This is a genomic window from [Limnothrix rosea] IAM M-220, assembly GCF_001904615.1.
Classification (GTDB): domain Bacteria; phylum Cyanobacteriota; class Cyanobacteriia; order Cyanobacteriales; family MRBY01; genus MRBY01.
Window position 1 is genome coordinate 1 of sequence record NZ_MRBY01000046.1, and the last position, 24,371, is coordinate 24,371.

General features: G+C 45.0%; 23 protein-coding genes. 12 read left to right on the forward strand and 11 right to left on the reverse strand.

The window, feature by feature from the left end:
- Positions 1 to 90: 90 nt before the first annotated feature.
- The 3 genes from NIES208_RS14895 to NIES208_RS14905 all read right to left on the reverse strand — a co-directional run bounded on the left by NIES208_RS14895 (position 91) and on the right by NIES208_RS14905 (position 3,030).
- Entirely contained in the window at positions 91 to 639 is a 549-nt protein-coding gene (locus tag NIES208_RS14895; RefSeq protein WP_075893774.1) for a DUF421 domain-containing protein, read from the reverse strand.
- 261 nt (positions 640 to 900) lie between these two features.
- The gene (locus NIES208_RS14900; protein WP_075893775.1) at positions 901 to 2,445 is read right to left on the reverse strand and encodes an FAD-dependent oxidoreductase; all 1,545 of its coding nucleotides are present in this window, start codon (positions 2,443 to 2,445) and stop codon (positions 901 to 903) included.
- Positions 2,446 to 2,847: 402 nt separating this feature from the next.
- Entirely contained in the window at positions 2,848 to 3,030 is a 183-nt protein-coding gene (locus NIES208_RS14905) for a CsbD family protein (RefSeq protein WP_075893776.1), read from the reverse strand.
- Between the two features lie 704 nt (positions 3,031 to 3,734).
- Here NIES208_RS14905 and NIES208_RS14910 point away from each other — a divergent pair.
- Together NIES208_RS14910 and NIES208_RS14915 are read left to right on the forward strand one after the other, a co-directional pair.
- Positions 3,735 to 6,029 carry a ribonucleoside-diphosphate reductase subunit alpha gene (locus NIES208_RS14910; RefSeq protein WP_075893777.1) on the forward strand — a complete coding sequence of 765 codons (2,295 nt, stop codon included), beginning with the start codon at positions 3,735 to 3,737 and terminating at the stop codon, positions 6,027 to 6,029.
- An 82-nt stretch (positions 6,030 to 6,111) separates the two neighbouring features.
- Positions 6,112 to 6,564 carry a DUF29 domain-containing protein gene (locus NIES208_RS14915; protein WP_075893778.1) on the forward strand — a complete coding sequence of 151 codons (453 nt, stop codon included), beginning with the start codon at positions 6,112 to 6,114 and terminating at the stop codon, positions 6,562 to 6,564.
- Between the two features lie 87 nt (positions 6,565 to 6,651).
- On the opposite strand, the gene NIES208_RS14920 is transcribed toward NIES208_RS14915, so the two are convergent.
- Positions 6,652 to 7,602, reverse strand: coding sequence for a DNA polymerase III subunit delta' (locus NIES208_RS14920; protein ID WP_075893779.1), 951 nt, complete (start codon positions 7,600 to 7,602; stop codon positions 6,652 to 6,654).
- A 69-nt stretch (positions 7,603 to 7,671) separates the two neighbouring features.
- Between NIES208_RS14920 and NIES208_RS14925 the strand changes: the two genes are divergently transcribed.
- From NIES208_RS14925 to secA, 3 genes are all read left to right on the forward strand, one after another.
- Positions 7,672 to 8,028, forward strand: a complete 357-nt coding sequence (locus NIES208_RS14925; protein WP_075893780.1) for a hypothetical protein — start codon at positions 7,672 to 7,674, stop codon at positions 8,026 to 8,028.
- A gap of 84 nt (positions 8,029 to 8,112) precedes the next feature.
- Positions 8,113 to 8,448 (forward strand): photosystem II reaction center protein Psb28, encoded by a 336-nt coding sequence (gene psb28 / locus NIES208_RS14930; RefSeq protein ID WP_075893781.1) that lies wholly within the window; start codon positions 8,113 to 8,115, stop codon positions 8,446 to 8,448.
- 344 nt (positions 8,449 to 8,792) lie between these two features.
- Positions 8,793 to 11,615 carry a preprotein translocase subunit SecA gene (gene secA / locus NIES208_RS14935; RefSeq protein WP_075893782.1) on the forward strand — a complete coding sequence of 941 codons (2,823 nt, stop codon included), beginning with the start codon at positions 8,793 to 8,795 and terminating at the stop codon, positions 11,613 to 11,615.
- A 92-nt stretch (positions 11,616 to 11,707) separates the two neighbouring features.
- Here secA and larE read toward each other — a convergent pair whose 3' ends face one another.
- From larE to NIES208_RS14965, 6 genes are all read right to left on the reverse strand, one after another.
- Positions 11,708 to 12,541 (reverse strand): ATP-dependent sacrificial sulfur transferase LarE, encoded by an 834-nt coding sequence (gene larE, locus NIES208_RS14940; protein WP_075893783.1) that lies wholly within the window; start codon positions 12,539 to 12,541, stop codon positions 11,708 to 11,710.
- Positions 12,542 to 12,703: 162 nt separating this feature from the next.
- Positions 12,704 to 13,162 carry a hypothetical protein gene (locus NIES208_RS14945; protein WP_075893784.1) on the reverse strand — a complete coding sequence of 153 codons (459 nt, stop codon included), beginning with the start codon at positions 13,160 to 13,162 and terminating at the stop codon, positions 12,704 to 12,706.
- Positions 13,163 to 13,278: 116 nt separating this feature from the next.
- Positions 13,279 to 14,013: an ABC transporter ATP-binding protein gene (locus NIES208_RS14950; RefSeq protein WP_075893785.1), complete on the reverse strand. Its 735-nt coding sequence runs from the start codon at positions 14,011 to 14,013 to the stop codon at positions 13,279 to 13,281.
- A gap of 1 nt (position 14,014) precedes the next feature.
- On the reverse strand, positions 14,015 to 14,683 hold the full coding sequence (locus NIES208_RS14955; protein WP_075893800.1) for a RibD family protein: 669 nt from the start codon (positions 14,681 to 14,683) through the stop codon (positions 14,015 to 14,017).
- Positions 14,676 to 15,125 carry a DUF3531 family protein gene (locus NIES208_RS14960; RefSeq protein WP_075893786.1) on the reverse strand — a complete coding sequence of 150 codons (450 nt, stop codon included), beginning with the start codon at positions 15,123 to 15,125 and terminating at the stop codon, positions 14,676 to 14,678. The genes NIES208_RS14955 and NIES208_RS14960 overlap by 8 nt, the downstream gene beginning before the upstream one ends.
- Before the next feature lie 91 nt (positions 15,126 to 15,216).
- Positions 15,217 to 16,503, reverse strand: a complete 1,287-nt coding sequence (locus tag NIES208_RS14965) for an ABC transporter substrate-binding protein (protein WP_139325079.1) — start codon at positions 16,501 to 16,503, stop codon at positions 15,217 to 15,219.
- A gap of 228 nt (positions 16,504 to 16,731) precedes the next feature.
- Between NIES208_RS14965 and pilM the strand changes: the two genes are divergently transcribed.
- The 7 genes from pilM (at position 16,732) to NIES208_RS14995 (ending at position 23,606) form a co-directional block, all read left to right on the forward strand.
- The gene (gene pilM / locus NIES208_RS14970; protein ID WP_075893787.1) at positions 16,732 to 17,835 is read left to right on the forward strand and encodes a type IV pilus assembly protein PilM; all 1,104 of its coding nucleotides are present in this window, start codon (positions 16,732 to 16,734) and stop codon (positions 17,833 to 17,835) included.
- A gap of 3 nt (positions 17,836 to 17,838) precedes the next feature.
- Entirely contained in the window at positions 17,839 to 18,558 is a 720-nt protein-coding gene (locus NIES208_RS14975; RefSeq protein ID WP_075893788.1) for a PilN domain-containing protein, read from the forward strand.
- Between the two features lie 54 nt (positions 18,559 to 18,612).
- A complete protein-coding gene (locus NIES208_RS14980) occupies positions 18,613 to 19,380 on the forward strand; it encodes a hypothetical protein (protein ID WP_075893789.1) in 768 nt (255 codons plus the stop codon).
- Between the two features lie 159 nt (positions 19,381 to 19,539).
- On the forward strand, positions 19,540 to 21,825 hold the full coding sequence (locus tag NIES208_RS14985; protein WP_171971784.1) for a secretin N-terminal domain-containing protein: 2,286 nt from the start codon (positions 19,540 to 19,542) through the stop codon (positions 21,823 to 21,825).
- Positions 21,826 to 22,298: 473 nt separating this feature from the next.
- Positions 22,299 to 22,457 (forward strand): hypothetical protein, encoded by a 159-nt coding sequence (locus NIES208_RS19090; protein ID WP_171971785.1) that lies wholly within the window; start codon positions 22,299 to 22,301, stop codon positions 22,455 to 22,457.
- An 83-nt stretch (positions 22,458 to 22,540) separates the two neighbouring features.
- The gene (locus NIES208_RS19720; RefSeq protein WP_282956488.1) at positions 22,541 to 22,675 is read left to right on the forward strand and encodes a hypothetical protein; all 135 of its coding nucleotides are present in this window, start codon (positions 22,541 to 22,543) and stop codon (positions 22,673 to 22,675) included.
- A 391-nt stretch (positions 22,676 to 23,066) separates the two neighbouring features.
- Entirely contained in the window at positions 23,067 to 23,606 is a 540-nt protein-coding gene (locus tag NIES208_RS14995) for a hypothetical protein (RefSeq protein ID WP_075893792.1), read from the forward strand.
- 3 nt (positions 23,607 to 23,609) lie between these two features.
- Here NIES208_RS14995 and NIES208_RS15000 read toward each other — a convergent pair whose 3' ends face one another.
- Positions 23,610 to 24,293, reverse strand: coding sequence for an HAD family hydrolase (locus tag NIES208_RS15000; protein ID WP_075893793.1), 684 nt, complete (start codon positions 24,291 to 24,293; stop codon positions 23,610 to 23,612).
- Between the last annotated feature and the right edge of the window lie 78 nt (positions 24,294 to 24,371).

Consider the following 24,371-nt stretch of genomic DNA (forward strand, 5'->3'; position numbering starts at 1 on the left):
TCTCTTTTTCTCTAGAGAATTTTGGCTACATGCTTATCCATAACTGACGTTTGATAGTGAAATCAAATCAAATCAAATTAAATTAAATATTTACTTATTCACGAGATAATGGCGACCCTTTACATTAGAAAAAAGCTCTAAGTCCAAAACATAATCGCCTTTTTTGAAAATCGAAATATCGCCGGTTGTTTCTAAGACGACTGCTAAAATTTGATCTTTATTAACGATGCCCCCTTGGCGGAGCTTTGACTTGAGGTCTGCATGACTGATACGTGCCTTTGATAAATGTTTTTCAATGACTTCTGTACCGACCATCAACAGTAAAGGTTGATTGTCCACTAAGTGAACAAATGCGGGAGATCGATGCCTAATCCAAGACACTAGGTACTGCATCAAAAATAATGTCATTAAGGCAACGATGCTTTGAATAAATGGTGGATCTTTTGACAAGATAGTCGCGGCGAGGAGTGACCCAATGGCAATGGTAATGGCGAAATCGAAGCTAGACATTTTCGCAAAGCTTCTCAAACCGGAGAGGCGGGTACACAAAAGGAGTGAAATATAAGCGGCGATCGCCGTCAAGATCACCATGTACACTGCCGTTCCAGATGTTGCCGTAATCCATTCCCAGTTGACCATGGGTATTCCCTCACACCATTTAGCTAACGTGAGTTTTGCTTAAGCATGCTCGGAAGTACGACGCGGTGAATGGGAGAGCGAGAGATCGGGAGATGTTTCTATGCAAACAATCCTACTAGCTTTCAAAAAATGCAAATTTTCGTTGCTTCCCCGTGTCTTTCCCTCTCCGCGTCTCTGTTTCTCTAGAGAATTTTGGCTACATTCTTATCCATAACTGACGTTAGCTATGTAGTTGATGGACTTAATGTTGACGAAAAGCATTTAGCTGCTAGCGCAGTCGAGAACCTTGAGATCCTTTACTGCTGGAGCGTTAATTACAGCGCCTTTACTGTCGTAGCGCCCACCGTGGCAGGGACAATCCCAACTTTTTTCGGCACTGTTCCAGTTAACAGTACAACCGAGGTGCGGACAAACAGCTGACATGGCCATCGCTTTGCCGTTTTCATCGCGATAGATTGCCACTTTTTCGTCGTCGATGGAGAGGACTTTTCCTTCACCATTGCCGACTTCCTTTAGATGACTAGAATTGATTTTTATAGACTTATCGTTAGAGTCACCATCCGCATCATCAGCACTGTCATCGTCACCAAAGAGTTCTTTTCTCTTCTTCTCTTCATCAAGGAAAGAGACTGGACGGGTTGCGTCGTACAACTCTGCCCAAGGATTTTCTTTCCCCACGAGGCGATCGCAGAGCAACATACCAGCGAGAGTGCCATTGGTAACACCCCACAAACTAAAACCAGTGGCAATAAAAATATGTTCATCCTCATCCGTGAGATTGCCGATGTACGGTAACCCATCGCGGGATTTCAAATCCTGACCAGACCAGCGATAGTCATAGGTCTCAATCCCAAATTGCTCATGCCCGTATTCTTCCAGCGCTAAGTAACGTTCCTCCGTTTCCGTTACATCGCCCACTTGGTGACCTTCCCCACCGATGAGCAACAATAAATCATCCCCATCCGGAGCTGTACGAATCGAACGATATGAATCACCACAACCAATGAACATCCCGTCAGGCGCTTTGTCTTGATCAATTTTTGCCGCAACAATATAAGAACGTTTAGGAGAGGTTTTCGCGAAGAATAACCCCTCATCCGTAATCGGCAGATTCGTTGTCACAATGACATCTTGCGCCTTGACCGTGCCATTTTCCGCTTTGACAACACAAGGTTCATCCGACTCGACAGAGGTAACGCGGCTGAGTTCAAACACATAACTACCGTTGCCATCAATTTTTTCGGCTAAAGCCACCAAGTATTTGCGGATGTGAAATTGCGCTTGGTCTGTAAATTTAACCGCTCCTGCAACGCCAAATGGTAAAGGTGTTTTGTCCACAAAGGATGCAGGTAAACCGAGGGCTATTGCTGCCTCTGCCTCTGCTTTTATTTTGTCGAGATTATCAGCGGACTCGGCAAAGGTATAGGCATCCTGGCGACTAAAATCACAATCAATTTTTTCTTCTTTAATCAGGCTGACAATTTGCTCTAAAGCGGCCTGGTTAGACTCGGCGTAGATACGAGCTTTTGCTTCGCCATATTTTTCAATCAGCTCTGCATAAACTAGTTGGTGTAAAGATGTAATTTTTGCAGTTGTACGGCCACTAGCCTTGGAGGCGATCGCCTCAGCCTCAATAACAGCAACTTTTTTGCCTGCGCGTTTCAGTAGAAAAGCTGCAGTTAAACCAGCAATACCACCACCGACAATCGCAACATCGACAAAAACATTGTGAGTTAGAGGCCGAAACTGCCCCTCACTCGTAGAACTCATCCAAAAGGGTGTATGTTGACCCGAAAGCTGAATCATAATAAATATGTGGTGTGAAACGTCAAAAAAAATGTGAAATAACTATCGAATTTCAAGATTTTAAAAATTCGACTTCGTAAAAATATTTAAATTAAAAAGCAAGAATGTACCCGTAAAAACAACGCAAGTCTTCCACTAGCTTGGACTCTCTCTGCGCGCTGTTTAAGCTAAAATAGTCACAAAATAATATCTACAAACTGAAAATCAAAACTCTATATAAACTTACAAGATTTGATTTTTATAAGATCGCACGGGGTGCAAAAATCGAGACAAAAACTCACTTTTAGTGTATTTTCACAAGACAAAAGGTGAAAAAAATCTTTATTTTCTTCACCCTTTAGCCGCAAGTTTGAGAGGGCAGTATCGCCAAACCCTCTTCAAATAAAAACCTTATGACTAGATCTAGTCAATGGCACTTTTGACTTTATCCTTAGCATTTTCAACAGCATGTTGTGCGGAAGCTTCTGCTTGCTTTGCTTGACCTTCTGCTTGGTCTTGCTTGTCGCCAGTAATCTCACCAGCTGCTTCTTGGGCTTTACCTTCGATGTTTTTAGCTGTTGCTTCTAAACGATCTTCAGTACTCATAAACTTATATTCTCCTAGATTTAATATCGGTTTAAAGATTATTTCGATAACCGACATAACTAACATAACGAGATAGTGATATAAATTGGCTCTATCATTCGAGGGTTTATTGTGAAAATAGAGATTCACCTTAAGAGATAAGTCTAATTGGATACTCTTTTCTATTCATTGCTTCTGTGATGTTAATAATGTTTGATCCCACGAATGACTTGAAAAGGCTCAGTATGTTGAATTATGGCAATTGTTTTTTTTGTAATTATAAATTCTTTAAAAAGGGCTTGATTCTAATTTATGAATGTGATTCTTGCTAAATGACTAAGGGCGATCGCCATATTTGGATTATTGTATTTAGATTGCTGTATTTAAATTGCTGTATTCAGACTTCCGCCCCAGACTTACACCATCCAAAATAGGGCTTGTCTGCGTAGCTAAATGGCGGGATTAAAACTTGCAATTATTGAAACTTGCAATTGTCGTTACATCAAAATAGACATCTACATAGAAGAATTTTCGTGCCATTACCCACACAAAATACTGGTGACATAGAAACCGTTAAACCTTATGGCCTAAAGTTTTGACAAGCATTTCAGTACAGAGCTATTAATACCCTATATGGAGTGAGTTGCAAAAGATCTATTCATTTAGCACTACCAATATGGTTTTTTCCGCTAAACTAATTACTGGCAACCACTACGAACAATTTCATGTTGAAGACAACGCCGACCTACACTAGCGATAGCGCCACTCATTCGCCTCAACCCTCCACACCCGCCAAAGAGGCAACGACCTACGTTATCAAACGCAATGGGAAGCGATCGCCCCTTGATGTGTCTCGCATTCGCGATGTGGTGGAATGGGCTTGTCAGGATCTTGATGCCAATACGATTGAGCTAGAAGCGGGTTTAAAAACGCGCCTCAAAGATGGCGTAACCACTAGGGAAATCCAAGAAAATTTAATTCAATGTGCCCTTGAAATGTGTAGTCCGGAGGAACCGGATTGGCGCTATGTTGCGGGTCGTCTACATATATGGAGTCTGTGGAAAGATACCCTAGTTGAGCGCGGTTATCAGTATGGCAACTTCGCTACCCTTGTCGCGGAAAAAGTGGCTGCAGGTGCCTACGATGATCGTCTGTTGCAATATTCCACTGCTGAGCTAGATGAAGCCAATAGCTGGCTCAATTCCGATTGGGATATGGACTATGACTATGCGGGCGCGGTTCTCCTCACCAAACGCTATCTGCTCGATCATGAGTTGCCCCAAGAAGCTTTTTTAACCTGTGCATTGCTGCTTGCATTGCCTGAGAAGCCAGAAAATCGTTTGAAGTGGGCGCGGAAATTTTATGAGGCGATCGCCAGCCGGAAGGTTTCTTTAGCCACTCCGATCTTGGCAAATTTGCGTGTGCCCAATGGATCTCTGTCGAGCTGTTTCATCATTGCGATGGAAGACAACCTTGAAAGTATTTTCCGTGAAATCACCAACGCAGCAAGAATTTCTAAAAATGGCGGTGGTGTCGGCTGTAATGTCAGTCGCATTCGCGCAACGGGCAGTAAAGTCATGGGTAAAGATAATGCCTCTGGCGGTGTGATTCCTTGGATTAAGCTCCTCAACGATACGGCGATCGCCGTCAATCAGGGAGGCAGAAGAGCAGGGGCAATCACTATTTCCCTAGATGTGTGGCATTTAGACGTGCCCGAATTTTTAGAGATGCAAACCGAAAATGGTGACCAGCGCCGTAAAGCCTACGATGTTTTTCCCCAGATTGTCGCAACCGATGAATTTATGCGTCGGGTGGAAAATAAAGAGTCTTGGACATTAATCGATCCCTACGAAGTTAAAGAAAAACTTGGCCTTGAGCTAGCCGCATTATGGGGTCAAGAATTTGACCAAGCCTACCGAAAAATCGAAGCCAGCCTCGACAAGGAAATCAAGCTCTACAAACGCATCGATGCCCGTCATCTGTTTAAAGAAATCATGCGATCGCAGATCGAAACAGGCATGCCCTACATTGCCTTTAAAGACACCATTAATCGCGCCAATCCCAACAAACATGAAGGCTACATTCCCGGTGTCAATCTTTGTGTTGAATCTTTTTCCAATGTTGTGCCCGGCAAATTTGCCCACACCTGCAATCTTGACTCGTTAAATCTTGCAAATATTGCGGATGATGAGCTTGCCGAAGCCTGTGAAATTGCAGTGCGGCTTCTCGATAACACTATTGAAATTACCAATACACCTTTTGAAGATAGTGGCGTTCACAATAAGCGCTATCGGACAATCGGCGTTGGTGCAATGGGTCTCGCTGACTGGCTTGCCAAACGCAAACTGCGCTATAGCAACGTCGAAGAAATTGATCACCTTTTTGAAGATATTGGTTACTATTGCACCCGCACCTCTGTCGATCTTGCAAAAGAGCGGGGAGCTTATGCCGCTTTTGAAGGGAGTGAATGGAGCAAAGGAAATCTCATTGGTGCAAAACCGATCCAGTGGTATCGCGACAATGCTTACAAAACTGAGCGTTGGGAAACCCTCAGCATCGATGTAAAAGAATATGGCATCCGTAATTCTCACATTACGGCGATCGCCCCGAATACTTCTTCCTCGTTGGTTCAGGGTTGTACCGCCAGTATTTTGCCCGCCTACAGCAAGTTCTTCTATGACAAATGGGCGAAGGGAACAGTACCCATTGCACCACCCTACATTGCCGATTCCTTTTGGTTTTACCAAGAAAATAAAAGTCTTGACCAACAAACTGTCGTGAAAGCCGTTGCCACCATGCAAAAGTGGATTGATACTGGCATTTCCATGGAACTAATTTTTAATCTCAACCAAGGCGTTTATTTCCCCGATGAACCAGAGCGATCGCTCAAAGCCAAGGATATTTTCGATACTTTAATGATGTCTTGGAAAGAAGGCTGTAAGGCTATTTATTACATTCGCACCGTCCAAAAAGATGACTTCAAAGAAGGCTCTGAAGGTTGCGTCGCTTGCGCAAACTAGTTACTAAAACTATCAACAATTAAAAACTTCCTTTTAGATCCGCTAAGATAATTAACAGTGGATTTAAAAGGGTTTTTCTTTTATGCAGCCAAATCCAACTCAAAGTTTATACGAACAAGATTTTTCTGCTTGGTTGGAAAAAACCGCTCAACAGTTACGTGCTGGTGATTATCAAAACCTCGACCACAACAATCTAATCGAAGAAATAGAATCTTTGGGAAAACGCGAAAAACGTGAGCTAGAAAGCCGTTTAACAACTCTTTTTGAACATGCTCTGAAGCGTCAATATCTTGATCTGCCCGAATGCTATCGAGGCTGGGATTCCACTATTCGACGCACACAGAAAGAAATAATTAAAGTATTGCGAGACTCTCCGAGTTTAAAAGTTTTTCTACGCGATATTTATTTAGATTGCTATCAAGATGCCCTCGAAAATATGCGCTTGGAATATAGTGCAAACTTCCCAGAAAATTATCCTTTTGAAACAGATACAACTAAGTTATTGGAGTCTAGCTTTGTTGAGTCTGACGGATAATTCAGTTTTTTCAAATCGAGTTTTAGGTTACAGTGATTATTCTTTAGAATGACAAGTCAATAACTAAAAATATCCACGCAAAACACGTTAAAAAACACCACAATTTTCCAGAAAAAATGTTTCCCAAACCAATCTCGGTTGAACATAGCCTCGTAAATATTTGCGGGTCTGCTCTAATCGTTCAATAGCATCTCGTTTACCTGTCATTTGCCAATAGTGATATTGCAAATAATCAATCAGCCGCATTTGCACCTCGGTATCTAGGGCAGCACTTAATTCTTTGGCGAGGATCAGGGCTTGGAGAGGTTGACGGGGAATTTGTTTGAGTTTGGCTAAAAGTTCTTGGGGTACATTGCTGAGGAGTTCATAAATGGCGATCGCCTCCCCCGGACTCCCTTGGGCGATCGCCAAAATTGTGTCATCGTCGAGAATATGCTGAAATCCCTTTTCCGTGAGAATTTGCGCCACATTTGCTTGGGACAGCCGATAAAACGGAATTTTCTGGCAGCGAGACACCAAAGTCGGCAAAAGACTATCAGCACTGGGAGCCAGCAAAACAAGCGTCGCCTTGCCCGGTTCCTCTAGCGTTTTCAGTAAAGCATTCGCCGGAGATTCCGCCATGGTCTGAGCCTCTTCGATGACCACCATACAGCGGGGAGCTTCCAGTGCTGGACGCGCTAAAAATTCTGAAATTTGACGAATCTGTTCAATGCGAATTTGGGGAGGAGCTTTACGTTTTAGTCCCGCCTCAGCCGCTTGGGATGGCGTGTAAAGTTTGCCTTGATGCTGGTAGGTTGGCTCCACCCAGAGGAGATCAGGATGATTATTTTTATGAAGTTTGTAACGAATTAAACGTTGATCTTCTAGCGGCACACCTTGGGTCATGAGCTCAGTGCTAAAGCCCCGCGCTGCAAGACTTCGACCCACTCCCGCTGCTCCCGCAAACAGATAAGCTGGTGCAATTTTATCAGTGGCGATCGCCTGCCTTAATAACGTAATTGCCTGCGGTTGTCCAACCACCTGATCGAGGGAAATCATAAAGATTGCTCCTTACTTGGGTAATATAAATAGACATGCAACAGCATTGAGATAAACAACAGCATTTTTATGGCGCGTTATACCTGTTCTTACCACGTCGGCTTGCCCGAAAAAGAGATGATCGCTTCCCTTAAGGAGATTCTTAACGAATGCGATCTCAACCTTACCTACGAAACAGGCGGCTACATCATGGCCAAGGAAAAACCTGGTAATGTCGCCTTTCCTAAACTCGTTGAAGTAGAAATTCTCTACGACCGCACCAAACCAAACGAAGGAAAAATACAAGTTGATTTCGTGGCAAAAAACGAAGAACTGCCCCTCCAAACAAACAACCATTGTCATCTACTTTTTAATGACATTCAGTCCGTTGTGAGCTCCAAGCAACCCTGGGAACCAGAACCAGAAAACCTGCCAGAAGAAGATTAAAACTCTCCATCTATAGCTAGTCAGAAGACACCGGCTACTGTGAGATGTTAATTTGATAAAAATATATTAAGCACAGGCGAAATTATGGCAGTTATCCAATTTTCCCAAGGCATAGACGAGCCTGAAGTTCCAGATATTCGCGTCACCCGCGCACCCGACGGCAGCACAGGCACCGCAATTTTCACCTTTGAAGACCCTGCTGCTCTTGCCCAAGACAGTACCGAGGAAATTACAGGCATGTACCTCATCGACGACGAAGGTGAGATTGTGACCCGCGAAGTTAAAGGTAAATTTTACGACGGTAAAGCCCGTGTCATCGAAGCACGCCTGATCATGCGATCGCCCGCAGAATGGGAAAGATTTATGCGTTTTATGGAACGCTATGGCGAAGCAAACGGCCTAGAATTTACAAAAGCCTAACGGTTAAACAACAGATAATAACCAAAACTAAAGAGTCACCAGAATACTTTGGTGGCTCTTCTTTTTCAGTGAACACGAAATTTCAGAATCAAGTCACCCACCATCAAAAAACAGCCATCAAATAGCAAAAAACAATTCACAGAAGAGATAACCGCATCGAATATCGCGTTTACCGTCCTCACCCTCAGTAAACGAGAGTGATAACATAATGACAATCTGGATCGTAAGTGATGTAAAACATCACAAGTTTAGTTCCCCACTAAGCTTTTCTGTCTGAAGCGACCCCATACCGAGACTTATTAGTCTTAATCTTTTTTATCTTTGTCGGTTTATAAAAAAATCCTATGTTCAAGAAGTTATTTGGCGATCCTAACGCTCGTAAACTCAAAAAGTTTCAACCTATCGTTGCAGAAATAAACCTTCTAGCAGAAGATTTTGCGAAGCTCACCGATGAAGATCTCGCCCGTAAAACCCTCGAATTTCGCGAGAAATTAGACAAAGCCGAGAGCTACGAAGAAAGCGAAGAAATACTAGACGAAATTTTACCCGAAGCCTTTGCCGTGGTGCGCGAAGCAGGCGGACGCGTTTTAGGGATGCGCCACTTTGACGTGCAATTGCTCGGTGGCATCATCCTCCACAAAGGTCAAATTGCCGAGATGAGAACCGGTGAAGGTAAGACCCTTGTGGCGACTTTACCGTCATATCTCAATGGTCTCACTGGCAAAGGTGTCCATGTTGTCACCGTGAACGATTACCTCGCCCGCCGTGACGCAGAATGGATGGGTCAAGTCCACCGCTTCCTCGGCTTAAGTGTTGGTCTCATCCAGAATTCTATGGGGCCAGCGGAAAAAATTGAAAACTACAATTGCGACATTACCTACACCACCAACTCCGAACTCGGTTTTGACTATCTCCGTGACAATATGGCAACAGCCATGTCGGAAGTGGTACAGCGTCCCTTTAACTATTGCGTAATTGACGAAGTGGACTCCATTCTCGTCGATGAAGCGAGAACCCCCCTCATTATTTCTGGGCAAGTGGAGCGCCCCACTGAAAAGTATATGCAGGCGGCGGAAGTTGCCCGCCAGTTGATTCCTCAGGAAGAAGAGGATGGCGAAGGCGATTATGAAGTTGATGAAAAAGCCCGCAATGTCTTAATGACTGACGAAGGTTTTGCTAAGGCTGAACAACTCTTGGGTGTTAATGATCTCTACGACTCGGATAACCCTTGGGCGCACTATATTTTCAACGCTGTTAAAGCAAAAGAACTTTTTAAGCGCGATGTGAACTACATGGTGCGTGGCGAAGAAGTCATGATTGTGGATGAGTTTACTGGGCGTGTGATGCCCGGTCGTCGCTGGAGTGATGGTCTTCACCAAGCCATTGAAGCCCAAGAGGGTGTACCCATCCAGAAGGAAACCCAAACCCTCGCGAATATTACTTACCAGAATTTCTTTTTGCTCTATCCCAAGCTATCGGGCATGACGGGTACGGCAAAAACTGAAGAGACTGAATTTGAGAAAGTTTATAATCTTGAAGTCACGGTCATTCCGACAAATCGTCCGATTAAACGTCAGGATTGGCCTGATGTGGTTTATAAAAACGAGCGGGCTAAATGGAAGGCTGTTGCGGAAGAGGCTGCCCAAGAGCATAGAAAGGGTCGTCCTGTATTGGTTGGTACGACCAGTGTCGAAAAGTCTGAGGTCGTTTCTAATTACTTGCAAGAATTGGGGGTTCCCCACAATTTGCTTAATGCTCGCCCTGAGAATGTGGAAAAGGAATCAGAAATTGTCGCTCAAGCGGGTCGTAAGGGAGCGGTAACGATCGCCACGAATATGGCTGGTCGTGGTACGGATATTATTCTCGGTGGTAATGCGGAATATATGGCGCGTCTGAAGATGCGTGAGTACTTCATGCCTATGATCGTTCGCCCTGAAGATGATCAGCTTGTTGCTGGTGGCGGCAATGGTAACGGCAACAGCGGTGGTCAAGGTTTTGATGTCAATGCGCCAAAGAAAAAGAAAAAAACTTGGAAAACAACCCTTGATATTTATCCGACTCCTCTTTCTGCTGAGACAGAACAGATGCTGAAAGATGCCGTCAAATTTGCCGTGGATAAGTATGGTGAACAGAGTTTGACGGAGCTGGAGGCGGAAGAAAAGTTGGCGATCGCCTCGGAGAATGCACCAACAGATGATCCCGTGATTCAAAAGCTGCGGGAAGTTTATCAGCTCATCGAAAAAACCTACGAAGATTTTACTAGCGCAGAACATGATGAAGTGATCCAAAATGGTGGTTTGCACGTAATGGGTACTGAGCGCCACGAATCCCGCCGCATTGATAATCAGCTCCGTGGTCGTGCCGGCCGTCAAGGGGACCCCGGTTCGACCCGTTTCTTCCTCAGCCTCGAAGATAATCTCCTCCGTATCTTTGGCGGCGATCGCGTCGCAGGCTTGATGAATGCCTTCCGTGTGGAAGAAGACATGCCCATCGAATCGAAGATGCTTACCGGTTCCCTCGAAGGGGCACAGAAGAAGGTGGAAACTTTCTATTACGATGCCCGGAAACAGGTCTTTGAATATGACGAAGTAATGAACAATCAGCGTCGTGCGATTTATGCTGAGCGTCGCCGCGTTCTGGAAGGACAAGACCTCAAGGAGCAGGTGATTCAGTACGCAGAGAAGACCATGAGTGAAATTGTGGATGCCTATGTGAATCCCGATTTACCGCCTGAAGAGTGGAAGCTCGACAAGCTTCTGGATAAGTCGAAGGAATTTGTTTATCTCCTCGAAGACCTCCAGCCCAGCGACATCGAAGATATGACTGTGCCCGAAATTAAGACATTTCTCCATGAGGAAATCCGTAAGGCCTATGATCTCAAAGAAAGTCAGGTGGATTCTAACCAGCCCGGTTTGATGCGCCAAGCGGAACGCTTCTTTATCCTCCAGCAAATTGATACCCTCTGGCGGGAACACCTGCAGGCGATCGATGCATTGCGCGAGTCGGTTGGTTTACGGGGTTATGGTCAAAAAGATCCCCTGATCGAATACAAGCAAGAGGGCTATGAAATGTTCCTTGAGATGATGATCGATATTCGCCGTAATGTTGTTTATTCTCTCTTCCAATTCCAGCCGCAAAAGCAGCCTCAACAGGCGCAAGCGGTTTAGATATAGACAAAAAAGGGCGTTTAGTGAAACGCCCCTAAGATATTGACAATCTCCTACAACAATGTGGGAGATTTTCGTTTTTTAACTAAATTTTAGGCAGAGTGAACGGCTAAGGTTTTCTTGTCCAGAATCTGATTCAATTTACCGCTGCGATAGCCTTCTAGGTCTAAGGTCACATAGACGAAACCGTACTCCTGAAATGTTTGCACAAGTTCGTCTAAATCGATCTGTGCCATAAAGTCTTTGATTTGTGTGGGAGGAAGTTCGATGCGGGCGGTATCTTCTTGGGAGCGTACCCGTAGATTGCGCCAACCGAGTTTCCGCAGATAAACTTCGCAGCGTCCCACCCGTTGCAATTTCTCGGTGGTAATCATTTCGCCATAGGGAAACCGGGAACTGAGACAAGGTTGAGCTGGTTTGTCCCACCAAGATAAGCCGAGTTGTTTGGAGATTTCGCGCACTTCCATTTTGCTAATGCCCACCTCTGCTAGGGGCGATCGCCCACCCCTTTCCTTTGCGGCTTGGATCCCCGGACGGTAATCCTGTAGATCATCAGCATTCACCCCATCAATGACATAGGGATAGCCCCGCTCAAGGGCAATGGGTTTGAGAGTATCGTGGAGTTCGCTCTTGCAAAAATAACAACGGTTAACGGGATTGCTGGTGTAGTTGGGATTGTCCATCTCATGGGTCTCCACCAGCTCATGGGAGATGCCAATTTCTTGGGCTTGGAGTTGGGCATCTTCTAGTTCTTCAGGGAGAAGAGATGGCGAAACCGCAGTGATGGCAATGGCTTTTTCACCAAGGACATCATGGGCAACTTTAGCGACAAGGGTGCTATCGATCCCGCCCGAATAGGCGATGAGAGCTTGATCTAATCCCTTAAAAAAATCTTGTAGTGCTTCTAGTTTGGCCTGCCATGTCATGCCCAATATTCTCCAAGGATTGAGGTGAGTCCCATATCGTAACAAATAATTTATGGCGCTTTTTTATTGGAGAAAAAATGATGGCGACTGCCTCAGTTCGTTTATCAAATGCTGTGATTTTAATTCATTATGTGTTTATAAATGGGCTTGAATTTTGATTTTTTATGGCTTTGTCGGTGGATTGTGATCGCGAATTTTAAACTTTGTACTCCACACTCCCATTACCAAAGCCACGGCATAGGCTGCGAGAAAACCAAAGAATGCATGTTCCACAATTATCCAATGGGGAATGTCTGAAGCGCCAAAGCGGGGGGCATTCCCAATCAATATTTGTAGGTTGGAGTAGCAAGGACTTCCTTGTTTGAAGTTATAGCAATTACCGGCTGCTGTGAGGGAAATGAGTGATTGTAAGATGAAAATAATAATCCAAATAACGCGGTTGAAGATTGGTATTTTATGCCGATTTTTTAGGCTGATTGCGCCACCGATAATTCCAATGACACCATAGAAAGGAGCGAGGAGGAAAATATAGGCGATCGCCGCGTGGAGGGTATTTGAAAGCCCTAAAAATATTGCAAAACTCAGAATCAAATATGCAGTCCAAGCCAATCCTAATTTCATCGTGTGCTGCCCCTTTCTGGGTTAGATCAAGTATTTATTTCAACGGTTTTATGGTGGTGCAATATTCTTTGGGTTAAGTGGGGTTGTGTGACAGTAAAAGAAATTGTCTAGTTCACCTACCAAGCGTCATTTTTACTATGTTTCTCTTTCATCAGCAGCTTCTCCCGCAGTACATCCCAATCAAAATTTTCGGCATTTGCCTGCATGGTGATTTGACCTTTTTCGATATAAATCACATGGGTTGCTAAATGTTTGGCAAAATCTAATTCGTGAGTTGCTATAACCATCGGAATTTGTGTTTCTATTTGGGCGGCCAATAGGATTTCTACTAAATTATTTGATCGCCCAATATCTAGCGCTGAGGTCGGTTCATCGAGGAGCAAGATTTTGGGTTCTAGCGTGAGGCCACGGGCGATCGCCACCCATTGTTTTTGGCCACCGGATAATAGGGCTTCATTGCGGTCTAGCCAAACTTCGGGCATGTTTAGTTTTTCTTGCCAATATAAATATCGCCGTTGGATTTCTGGCTTTGGTAGTTTTTGTAATGTCAGTGGGTAAAGTAATGCCTCCTTTACCTGCATACCCAGTAATGTGGGTTCTTGGGGCACAAGATTGATTTGCCGCCGCAGTTCTTCCGGCGCATAGTCAGCGTAGGGTTTATCCAGAAAAGTGAGTTGGCCAGAGGTTGGCGATTGCAATCGATTTAGCATTTGTAAAATGGTGCTTTTCCCAGAACCTGAGGCTCCCAATAGCACAAGGCGATCGCCCGTATTCAGCTCAAAAGAAATATCCTGCAAAATTGTGCGGGTAGCCACCTGCAAAGCTAGATTTTGAACCCGTAAAATCGTCATCTCAACGCACCACCCGATAACGAATAAAAATTTCTGACGCGACGACTTTTGTACTCAGTAGCTCTAGTTTTGTGCTGAATGCCTCCAGAAAACCACTACCACCGCACCAGGTTGGAGCCATTTTGCTGCCCAACACCAGTGGGCAAAGGGTGATGCAATATTCGTCAATTAAATCTTGATCCACAAAACTCCCAATGAGTTCACCGCCGCCTAATAGTCCAATTTTTTTGATGCCTTGGTTTTGTAACTTATTTAAGACAGGCAGCCAATTTTGACATGAGTCTAGCTCGATAATTTGGGAAAATTTTTCTGAAGTTAGCCAAGCTTGTTTTCCGGTGGGCGTTGTAATTAAACCCCTTGGGATTGGCTGCTCAAAAAAACGTAAATCAGCGGCGATCGCCCCAGACGCAGAACAAACAAAATGAATCGGTTGAGGAGGTTTGCCCCATCGTTTTCTTCGTGCCAATAACTGCGGCTTCCGAATGGACAAACTTGTGCCATAGGCTCGCAGGGTATTCGCCCCAAAAATCACCGCATCCATCGCCGCAATTTGTTCTTCCAAATGAGCCTTATCCACCGCCGACCCAAAACGGGCGGGCGATCGCCGCCGATCAGCAATTTTCCCATCCACACTCATCGCCACAATGGCCGTTAGTTGAGGCCTACTCATACCAACCATTACTAGCAGATTCTTCTTGCTCAATCGGCCAATCAGGATTTTCGCCACCAATGACCAGACGTTTCATCGGCACAAAATCCTTACTCAGCTGAGTCATGGCATTTGCGAGAATATCAAGGGCAACAAGGTCGCTCGTGCCCAGGTCAAACCAACAACGTCCCCACATACCGAGATATTCCCAGTCACCCATATTGTGCATCGGTGCCATCATCGCATTACCAGCATAGTCATGGTCGTACTCCAGATAGCTCACCTCCACCCCCGTATCTTGAATCTGGAGATTTTCGGCATTAAATCCACCTAATTTGCCGAGATAAAACCAAGAATCAAACAGCTCTTCCACATACTGGGTTTCATTGCGAGAAGGCACACTTTCAAACTCAATCCACATCCATAAATCAAACGGGTTAAACTCTCGAAACTGAATTTCCATTTATTTTTGCTCTCCATAATTTAAACGAATACTATAAAAGCGATGGCGGCGATCGCCCCAACTTGCCCCCTAAAAAATCAAAAAATGTCCCTCACCGAGGCAAACTATCCCAAGCCGCCGCCGCATCCTCTACCGCCTGTTCCACAGATTTTTGCCCAAGCATCGCCGCCTGAAGATTTTCATAAACAAACTTTTGAAGCTGAGTTAGATTCTTTTGAGCCGGAATCAAAATCTCCGCATCTTTAAGCTGTCGGGCGCTGACCTGTCGAGCTAGACTGATTAAATTTTCAGACGATTCCCCTTCCAAAGCAGCAATGTACTGCTCTACTGCGTCTACTGTCGACGGTAGAACATTCGCTGACTTTGCAAATTCCAACTGATTTTCCGTATTCGTCACAAACAATGCAAACTCCAGAGCTGCCTCTTGATCTGGCGAATCCTTAGGAATCACCAAATTCATCACAGCCACATTCTTTTTGCCCGTCGAACCCGTAATCTGATCCGAAGGCATCGACACTGCCGCGATACTTGGCGCATTCTGCTGAATCGTCTTAATAAACTCCGGCGACGTATTAACAATTGCCGTTTCACCCGCTTGATACAGCTCGATGCCATGCTGATGCCCTTGGGTCAAGACCTCCGGCGGCAACAAATCCTGCTCATACAAATCCACCCAATACCGGAACGCCGCAATCCCTGCAGGTGTATTAAAAGCCGCTTTGCCATCCTCCCCAGTGAAAGTGACCCCCATCTGCACCATCGACTCTAAAACCTCATTAGAATCCCCCGGCACAAAGGTCGCAAAAAAGGCATATTTACCCGTATTTGCTTTTACCTCAGCCGCAACCTCAGCCAACTCCTCGTAGGTTTTAGGAGGCGCGGTAATGCCGGCTTGCTCAAATAAATCTTGATTATAAAAACTAATACGAGTGGTGAGATACCAAGGCACACCAAAAGTTTGCCCGTCAATTTGATTCGCCTCCCAAATCTTTGGTAAATAGCGATCGCGCATTTCTTGGGTCAACACGGTATCCAGATTGAGCCAAGCATTTTTACTCGCAAGCTGAGACGCAAAATTTGGATTGAGATTCACCACATCCGGCGCTGTCTTTGCCGAAACCGCCGTTAACACCTTACTTTCCATCGCCGACCAAGGCACATCCACCCAACGCACAGAAAGCCCAGATTGTCCAGCCTCAAACTCGGAAATTAGTGTATTGAAATATTCCGTAAACTTCGGTTGCAATTGCATTGTCCAAAATTCCACCTCCGGTGCGTCGCTAGAACCAGCAGAATTTGTCTGAGGCGAAGAACCACAACCGGCGATCGCCATCACACTGACACCTACCGCAACCCCCAGAAACCAACGTTTGAACATACAAAAGCTCCTCAAAAACAAAGAATTACCAACAGTCAATCACAAAACTTTCGAAACAATAATAATTCCCAAAAACCAAGTAACCATCACACCATTAGCCGACTTATTCTATCCCTTCCCAAAGACCACTACCCACTTCCGTCAAACTGAGCTAGATTGGATAGCAGCAAAAAGCTTCGGCGATCAACTGGTGCCTTTACAAGCCCTCAATTTCTTGAAAATTTTCCCATGTTAGATTTTCTCAAAAACATCCTAAAGCCAAAAAGTAGTGGCATCGGGATAGAAATCTCTGCCGAGCGGCTGAATATTGTTCAGTTAAAAAAGCAAGGACAAATCTACAAACTTGCCAACTGTATTAGCGAAGAAGTCCCAGAAGGCATTTTCGAAGAAGGCAAAATTGTTGACTCCCCCGCCCTCGCCGAATTAATCCAAGACACCCTCGCCGCTCACAATATCACCGCTCAGAAAGTTGCCGCAGCAGTACCAATGCGCGAAGCAATTATCCGACTTATCCCCATTCCAGCCGAACTAGATGACGCAGAGTTAAGGGATATGGTCTTAAACCACGAAGCAGGTTTGTATTTACCCTATCCCCGCGAAGAAGTTGATCTCGACTATCAGAAGCTCGGATTTTTCCAAGACGAAGACGGCATTGATAAAGTACAAGTTCTTCTCGTGGCTACTCGCCAAGAAGTCACCGACTCCTACTACGACACCTTCCATCAGGCTGGTTTACAAATCGATGTTTTAGAGATTAATAGTTTTTCCCTCATCCGCACGATTCGTGAGCAACTCCGACAATTTAGTTCCCAAGAAGCCGTTGTCCTCGTTGACGTTGAGTTTGACTGTACAGAAATTGCCATTGTCGTTGATGGTGTACCGCAATTCTCCCGGACAGTGCCCATAGGGACTTTCCAACTGCAGAGTGCTTTATCACGGGCGATGAGTCTACCGGCATCTCGTAATATTGAACTCTTGCAAGGTATGACAATTCCCAATACCCCCGTTGAAGGAGTGCGTACAGGTGCAACCGGCATTAATCCCGGGATGGCGGCCTTGCTGCGGGTACTAGGCGAACTCGCTGATGAGTTGCGACGCTCCATTGATTTTTACTTAAATCAGAGTGCAGAACTCGAAGTTGCCCAGCTCCTGCTCGCTGGACCCGGCGGCGGTATTGGTCAGCTAGACGAGTTTTTCACCCAGCGTTTAAGCATTCCAACGTTACAAATTGATCCGTTTGAAGCTTTATCCATTGAAACGGAAGATGATATTCCGCAGGTACAAAAACCGGCCTTGGGCACAGCACTCGGACTGGGATTAAGGGAGGTTTAGGGGATGTATAGCCTAGATATTAATTTTCTGAGCGATCGCCAACTGAATGGTGAAAATAGCGCAGCACTAGAAAAATCATCATCTAAATCCATTGCTCCCAATGGTCAAGAGCCAGCTCCTTTAGTTGCTGGGGGCATTGTGGCAGCGGTTTGCTTAGCTGCAGTGGGTTTTCTCTTTTGGAATGCCTCCAAAGTGAAGGCCGATACCCAAGAAGAAATTATTGTCGTTGATCAAGAAATCCAACAGATCGATGCTCAAAATGCAAAGGTTAATGCCCTACAAAGCCGGGTCGCTGTGCTCAAGGATCAAAGTGTTGCCTTTGTTGAGGTTTTACAGACGAAGATTAAGCCTTGGGCGGCCGTGCTTCAAGAAATTAGCGACCTCACACCTTCTGGTTTACAACTTAGTTCTTTTGAGCAAACCGATGGCCAAGTTTTAGTACGTGGCTATTCCCAAAACTTCACCGATGTTAATGATCTAACGATCAACTTACAGGCTTCGCCATTGTTTGTTTCTGAAGAAGTTTATATTGTCAGCGCCAACCTAATTGATAATCCCGCGGTCCTCGAATTTTCTAGACCTGTCGAATCCGTTGAAATGCCCAAAGTTGTGGAATATACAATTGCTGTGACTTTGAAGGAATTAACCGACGCTGAAATTATTCAAACCTTAGAGGAGCAGGGAGCGAGAGGTATGGCGGAAAGATTAAAAACAAGTTTTTAACCAATAATTTAAAGCCTATTTTCGGCGCGACAAAAAGAGGAGTTTTGCAAAGACATGGCGTATTCTGAAGAATTTAAAACTGACTTAGTAGGTGATGGTGCTGAACAACAGGGGTACTTTAATGCTTTTGGAGTAGAGTTCACGTCAATGATTCTGGGGGCACTGCTGGCGATCGCCGGTCTTGCTGGGGCAGGAGCCCTTTGGTGGTTTTTTGTGAAGCCAATCAATGCCGAAACAGAGACACTCCAGACAGAACTCCAACAAAAACAAGCAGAACTCCAACAAAAACAAGCAGCCGGTAGCGAAAATAAAATCGCCGAACTAGAAGCTCAACTCGTTCAAGAAGAGAGAATTGCTAGCGAAGTGATTAATGCCTATGGTAAAGACAAACAGATCCAGACCTTTTTGCTGGATTTAAATCGTATTTTGACAGCTAGTGACATTCAGCTCGTCAGCTATGAGCCCACTTCGCCACAACCAGAATTTATTACTGATGATACCTACGGCGAAGCAGCCATTAATAAACTAAAACGCCAGACTTTCAATGTGTCATTTGAAAATATGACCTATGCCCAAGTTGACTCAATGCTAGAGAATCTAGACTTGTTGCAGCCACTTATCGTTCTTCGGGAATTTTCGACGAATATTGCTGAACCGCCATCATATTTGTACACAGAACGAGAGTTGATTCCACAAAATCCCACCAAACTTGGTATCTCCTTTGTCATTGATGCCTTGATCGCACCTACACCGGAAGAATTACAAGCACGCCAAGAGGAATTAGCCGCGGAAGCTCCCGCAGAAGAAGCCCCGCCCCAATAAAGGAGAGATCGCTCGCAGCGGCATGGCTGAGTGCTAAATATTGGAGCTTTTCTACTTACGAATTCGGTTTCAATACTAAGATTATTAATGTTGCATCTATAAATAACTTGCTTTTTTCAACTAAACTTACTGCATTAGCGTTTGAGGAGCCCTGAGATTGTGAACATAAAACCCTATTCTGGATTGGTAGCTGGAGCTATAACAAGCTTTGTCGCTCTATCGCCTGCTTACTCAGCCAACATACGCCAGTTGGTTGATCTAGATATCCGACCCGCAGGTGACGGTTTAGAGGTGCAATTTGCGATCGCCGGGGAAAGTGATGAAATTCCTCAAGTTTTCACGATTAGCCGTGATAACCAGACAATTACAGATATTCTCAACACAACATTAGATTTAGGCGATCGCCAAACCTTTGCCCAGCGGAATCCAATGCCCGGGATTGAGGCGATTGAAATCATACAACTCGACCCAGAAAGCGTCAGAATTATTGCCACAGGACAAGGTGAAGCCCCCACAGGAGAAGTCCTAAGCCGTGACAAATCGAGCGTCATCTTCAGTTACACACCGAAAGCCGCAGCCACCACAAGCGACAATGTCTTAATTGCCCAAGCCGAAGAACCAAACGAAAATGATGTAACACCAGCAGAAATTGACAATACAACAGCAGAACCAGAAATTCTCTTTCCTGATCCCCAAATCCCAAGGGAAGGTAAGCCCAGCCCAACAACAACAGAAAACTTACTACGACCATCCGCTCCCATCCCCCCCTTTCTCCCCCGTGCTAGTGCGCCACCAGTAGGAGATATCGCCGTTTCAACCATTGATACCTCCTTTCCGAATTACGTTGATCTCGGTACCGCTTCCGTTGTTCCGCGCCTTGTCCTCAAGGAAGCACCAACACAAGATGTTTTGACGCTACTGGCCCGTTCTGCTGAACTCAACCTTGTTTTTGCCGACGACATTACGGATAAAAATATCTCCCTTGATCTTGAAAACGAGCCAGTTCAAGATGTCTTTAACTATGTATTGATGTTGTCCGATCTTGACGCAACCATGCGCGGCCGGACGATTTTTGTCGGTACAGAGTTACCAAACGCTATTTCTCCGAAAGTCACCCGAAGCTTCCGCTTGAACCAAGCCGATGTTGTAGAAGCCCAAGCTTATCTGGAAAGTGCTGGTACCGACGAAAATGGTTTACTACCAAATATACAAATCCTGACCGACGAACGCCTCAATTCTATTACCGTTACTGGAGAGCCCAAAGTTATTGAAATTGCCAGTAACTTCCTCACTCAGCTCGACGCGAGAAAACGTCAAGTTGCAGTTAACGTCAAGATCCTCGATGTGACCTTAAGTGGTAATCGCTCGATTTCATCTGATATTAAGCTGCTATTGGAAGATCGTGTTGGTATCAGTGCAGGAGACGGCATCATTCTGTCCCCTAATGATTTGTCAAGAACCTCTTCTGTTTTTGGAGAATTTAATCCCAACGCCATTACGGTCGAGCAGGGTAATGACAGTAGCATTTCGCTGGGTGAGCAGTTAGATGCTTTCGATAGCAGCACACCAGATGACGCTATTTTTGTTGGCAACATTGAGCAGGCGATCGGCGTTGCTAGTGCAATTGATCCTAGCTTTTCTCCCATAGATATTGATGCACTAGGGATTGACCCAAATCAAGTTGTTGCGGTACTGCAAGATGTTTCTACGACGACATCAACGGTCAATGGTGTCACAAGCACGATACGTAATGTCACTGCTCGCCTTGAAGGTTTAGGTAATCGCAGTGTTTCACCAACGCGTGGCACTAATTTTGTTGGGCAGCTGGTTGCTGGTCTATTACGGAATAGCACTTCAAAGATCATCGCCGATCCGACGTTGATTATCCAAGAGGATGAGACTGCAAATATTGATCTCACGGAAGATATTGTCGTTGGTACTAGACAAATTGAGATTACAAACAACGATGGTGATGTAATCGGTGCTGGTGAAGAGCCTGTCATTGATGAGGTTGGTCTTCAGGTGCAAGTTGAAGTCGCTGGCATTGATGATAATGGTTTCATCTCAATGAACATTGAGCCGTCAATCTCTAGCATTGCGGGTAGTGAGGAGGTTGATGGTGAGCCGGTGACTCTCAAGCGTGAGAGCAAGCTGACTTCTGGCTTGGTGCGTCTCCGTGATGATCAAACTCTCATTCTGGCTGGTGTAATCGATGAGCGGGATTTAGTGGAAACGTCTAAGGTTCCTCTCCTCGGTGATATTCCCATCTTGGGTTCGCTTTTTAGAAGTACTAATCGTCTTAATAGTCGTCGAGAATTACTGTTTATCATTACCCCTCAAATTGTGGATGATTCTCAAAATGCAACTTGGGGTTATGGTTATGTTCCTAGTGAGACGGCCAGAGAACTTTTGGGTAATGAAAATTTCCCGACGGATGATGATTAATCGTTGACGGTTACTACTTTTAAAATTTCGCAGTGCTCCAACTATACTCGTAGGGTTAGTTGGTGGTGTAGCGGAGCGCGACCAACGGGAACCAATTTGATATCATCGCTGCTTTGCGGTTGGTGGGAGGGCATCAAGGATAGCGGTATTTAGCCGGTATTTAGAGTATTTAATGTCAGTTCGGGTTAAGTGCTAGCTTGAATGCCTCCGAGAAACGGGAGACACAGGGAGAGGGGGAAACGGAGAATCAATCGAAATTCTCATTGTTTGATACCTAACGTCAGTTATGGATAAGAATTTAGCTGACATTCTTTAGAGAAAGGGAGACAAGCAAAGGGAGAGACACGGATAACCAAGGAAAATCTGCGTTTTTCGAAAGCTAGGATTGTTTGAATAAAACATCTCCCTATCTCCCGCTCTCTTATTCGCCGCGTCGTATTGCCGAGCACCCTTAAGCAAAACTCAGGTTACCTATGGTTGTTTGTTGGCAGACAAAATCCCCTCACTCACTCTCCCCCTTCGCTGCATCGTCATTCCGAACTTTTCTTCAACCGAACTCAGGTTATTTAGAAATTAATGGAGAGGCGATCGCCTCTTTTTTTGTGCCTTATTTGATGGCAATATGCGATTAAACGGGACTGGCCGGATTCGAACCGGCGACCTAGCGCTTCAGATTTGTGTGGGTTTCCCCGACTCTCTGGACTATCTCTTCACCATGGAAATACTTTTAGTAAAAAAAAGCAAAAGTAGTTCTTTAGGTGGTGGCCGTTATATTGCAGAATATTTTGGTTATAAAAAATCCTCTGTTCTGCAATTAGTCTCTGCACCTTCTCTATTTAGAGGAAAATAGAGCTTGGCTCAGGATTGCCATTTTCTTGTATTTGGTGATGTTAAAAAAATCGCCAGAATACGAGGGTTTAGGTTTCCCTGAATTAGACCACATTCATCGATGGTGTTTCCAACCATGATGCCCAAATAAAATTTAGGAGGCGCTTGCTCTATCCAACTGAGCCACAGCCCCTTTCGAGCGACAGAATTATATCACAGCCTTTTACGCTTGTTATAGGGCATGGGAGGGACTTGTCAATAATCGGTTTTGTAGAGTATTTCTAATTCGCGGTGCTATATTTGCTAAAAGCTCCTATTAAAATATTTTTGCTATTAAATTGGTAAAAAATAGGGATCTAAAGCTCTAATCGACTTCAAGTTATCAATGTTGAGTGCCTAATGGTGGAGAAGTAATGGAAAACAGTCTACAAACTCCGGCGGATATTTTAGATCGGGTCAGTAAGCCTTCTTTTACGATTGCGGGTGCTGCTCCTGTTGCTAAGCCATTACCGGCTCTACCACGTCTTAAGGCAACGCCGATTACGCAGCACCGTCATAGGTCTAATCCTCATTATGTACTTGATGTTTTAGATCGTCTCAGGGAACATTCTCTCGGTCTTGTTCAGCAGCTACAGGACACTCAGCGGAAAATCCAAGATGTTTATCTAGAGGGTCCTCTGCTCGATGGCTGGTTACAATCTGCCACTACTGGTCAGAAAGAAGCGACGGATAAGGTATTGACTCCTGCAGAAATGTCTGGGGGCTATGCTCTTTGTGGCTTAGATGAGTTTGGGAAGCTTTGGTCTAAGCCTTGTCCTGTGGAGGAGATTCCTGCGGTTAGTTTGGCGATCGCCCGTTATCACCGCCTAAAAAAATTGTTGGCAATCAAACAGGAGATCGAACAAAAATTAAAAGATCTCACGGACACTTTGGAAGATATCCCCACAGAGTAGGGTTTACAGTTTTGTTTGGATAAGTTGTACTGCTTCTAAAAGGTTTTCGGCAATGTAGTCGGGTTTAAATGATTCGAGGATCTGGCGATCGCGAATACCAGATAACACGGAGATAATCGGAATATTACAAGCACGGGCAGACCGAATATCGGCTTCGGTATCACCGACCATCCAAGCAATATCAGCTGGAGGTAATTGCAATAAAGTTTCGTCGAGCAAAATGGGCTTTAGGTCAATATCGCGTTCCCGTTCAGCTCGGTCAGACTTGGTGAAGCGGCGATCGCCCGGAATGAGGTCATTGAGGACTGGGTTTAAATCCATCACCTTTTGCAGCTCGCTAGCGCGACGCATTGTGACCGTCATAATTTCCCAGCCAAGCTCCTTTGCCGTTTGTAGCGCTTCCACAGAGCCATCAATGATTTTATCGTGCACCATATTTTCGAGGGCATGGGCATGATCATTGCGTAGCTCAATAAATTTTGGGATTTGCGCCTCGGTTAGCCCAGATTTTAAGCCAATCTCTGGTCGAGGTGTTTGGGTTCGCTTGAGCTGCCAAAATTCGGCTTTGGTGAGGGGAGTAATGGGTTGCTCTGGTGCCGCGATTTGCGCCAATGACCAGCGATAAACATGGTAATAACGTTCCGATAAATCTATGATAACGCCATCAAAATCTGAAATTAAGCGCATTTACTGCAACCTTTGTCACGACACATTTCGCCATCAAGCATAGGTCAGTAATGGGGGATAATCAATCTACTTTGTTTT

Coding starts and splice junctions, on each gene's coding strand:
- NIES208_RS14895 (WP_075893774.1), bottom strand. CDS start 639: ATGGTCAACTGGGAATGGATTACGGCAACATCTGGAACGGCAGTGTAC.
- NIES208_RS14900 (WP_075893775.1), bottom strand. CDS start 2,445: ATGATTCAGCTTTCGGGTCAACATACACCCTTTTGGATGAGTTCTACG.
- NIES208_RS14905 (WP_075893776.1), bottom strand. CDS start 3,030: ATGAGTACTGAAGATCGTTTAGAAGCAACAGCTAAAAACATCGAAGGT.
- NIES208_RS14910 (WP_075893777.1), top strand. CDS start 3,735: ATGTTGAAGACAACGCCGACCTACACTAGCGATAGCGCCACTCATTCG.
- NIES208_RS14915 (WP_075893778.1), top strand. CDS start 6,112: ATGCAGCCAAATCCAACTCAAAGTTTATACGAACAAGATTTTTCTGCT.
- NIES208_RS14920 (WP_075893779.1), bottom strand. CDS start 7,602: ATGATTTCCCTCGATCAGGTGGTTGGACAACCGCAGGCAATTACGTTA.
- NIES208_RS14925 (WP_075893780.1), top strand. CDS start 7,672: ATGGCGCGTTATACCTGTTCTTACCACGTCGGCTTGCCCGAAAAAGAG.
- psb28 (WP_075893781.1), top strand. CDS start 8,113: ATGGCAGTTATCCAATTTTCCCAAGGCATAGACGAGCCTGAAGTTCCA.
- secA (WP_075893782.1), top strand. CDS start 8,793: ATGTTCAAGAAGTTATTTGGCGATCCTAACGCTCGTAAACTCAAAAAG.
- larE (WP_075893783.1), bottom strand. CDS start 12,541: ATGACATGGCAGGCCAAACTAGAAGCACTACAAGATTTTTTTAAGGGA.
- NIES208_RS14945 (WP_075893784.1), bottom strand. CDS start 13,162: ATGAAATTAGGATTGGCTTGGACTGCATATTTGATTCTGAGTTTTGCA.
- NIES208_RS14950 (WP_075893785.1), bottom strand. CDS start 14,013: ATGACGATTTTACGGGTTCAAAATCTAGCTTTGCAGGTGGCTACCCGC.
- NIES208_RS14955 (WP_075893800.1), bottom strand. CDS start 14,683: ATGAGTAGGCCTCAACTAACGGCCATTGTGGCGATGAGTGTGGATGGG.
- NIES208_RS14960 (WP_075893786.1), bottom strand. CDS start 15,125: ATGGAAATTCAGTTTCGAGAGTTTAACCCGTTTGATTTATGGATGTGG.
- NIES208_RS14965 (WP_139325079.1), bottom strand. CDS start 16,503: ATGTTCAAACGTTGGTTTCTGGGGGTTGCGGTAGGTGTCAGTGTGATG.
- pilM (WP_075893787.1), top strand. CDS start 16,732: ATGTTAGATTTTCTCAAAAACATCCTAAAGCCAAAAAGTAGTGGCATC.
- NIES208_RS14975 (WP_075893788.1), top strand. CDS start 17,839: ATGTATAGCCTAGATATTAATTTTCTGAGCGATCGCCAACTGAATGGT.
- NIES208_RS14980 (WP_075893789.1), top strand. CDS start 18,613: ATGGCGTATTCTGAAGAATTTAAAACTGACTTAGTAGGTGATGGTGCT.
- NIES208_RS19090 (WP_171971785.1), top strand. CDS start 22,299: ATGGTTGTTTGTTGGCAGACAAAATCCCCTCACTCACTCTCCCCCTTC.
- NIES208_RS19720 (WP_282956488.1), top strand. CDS start 22,541: ATGGAAATACTTTTAGTAAAAAAAAGCAAAAGTAGTTCTTTAGGTGGT.
- NIES208_RS14995 (WP_075893792.1), top strand. CDS start 23,067: ATGGAAAACAGTCTACAAACTCCGGCGGATATTTTAGATCGGGTCAGT.
- NIES208_RS15000 (WP_075893793.1), bottom strand. CDS start 24,293: ATGCGCTTAATTTCAGATTTTGATGGCGTTATCATAGATTTATCGGAA.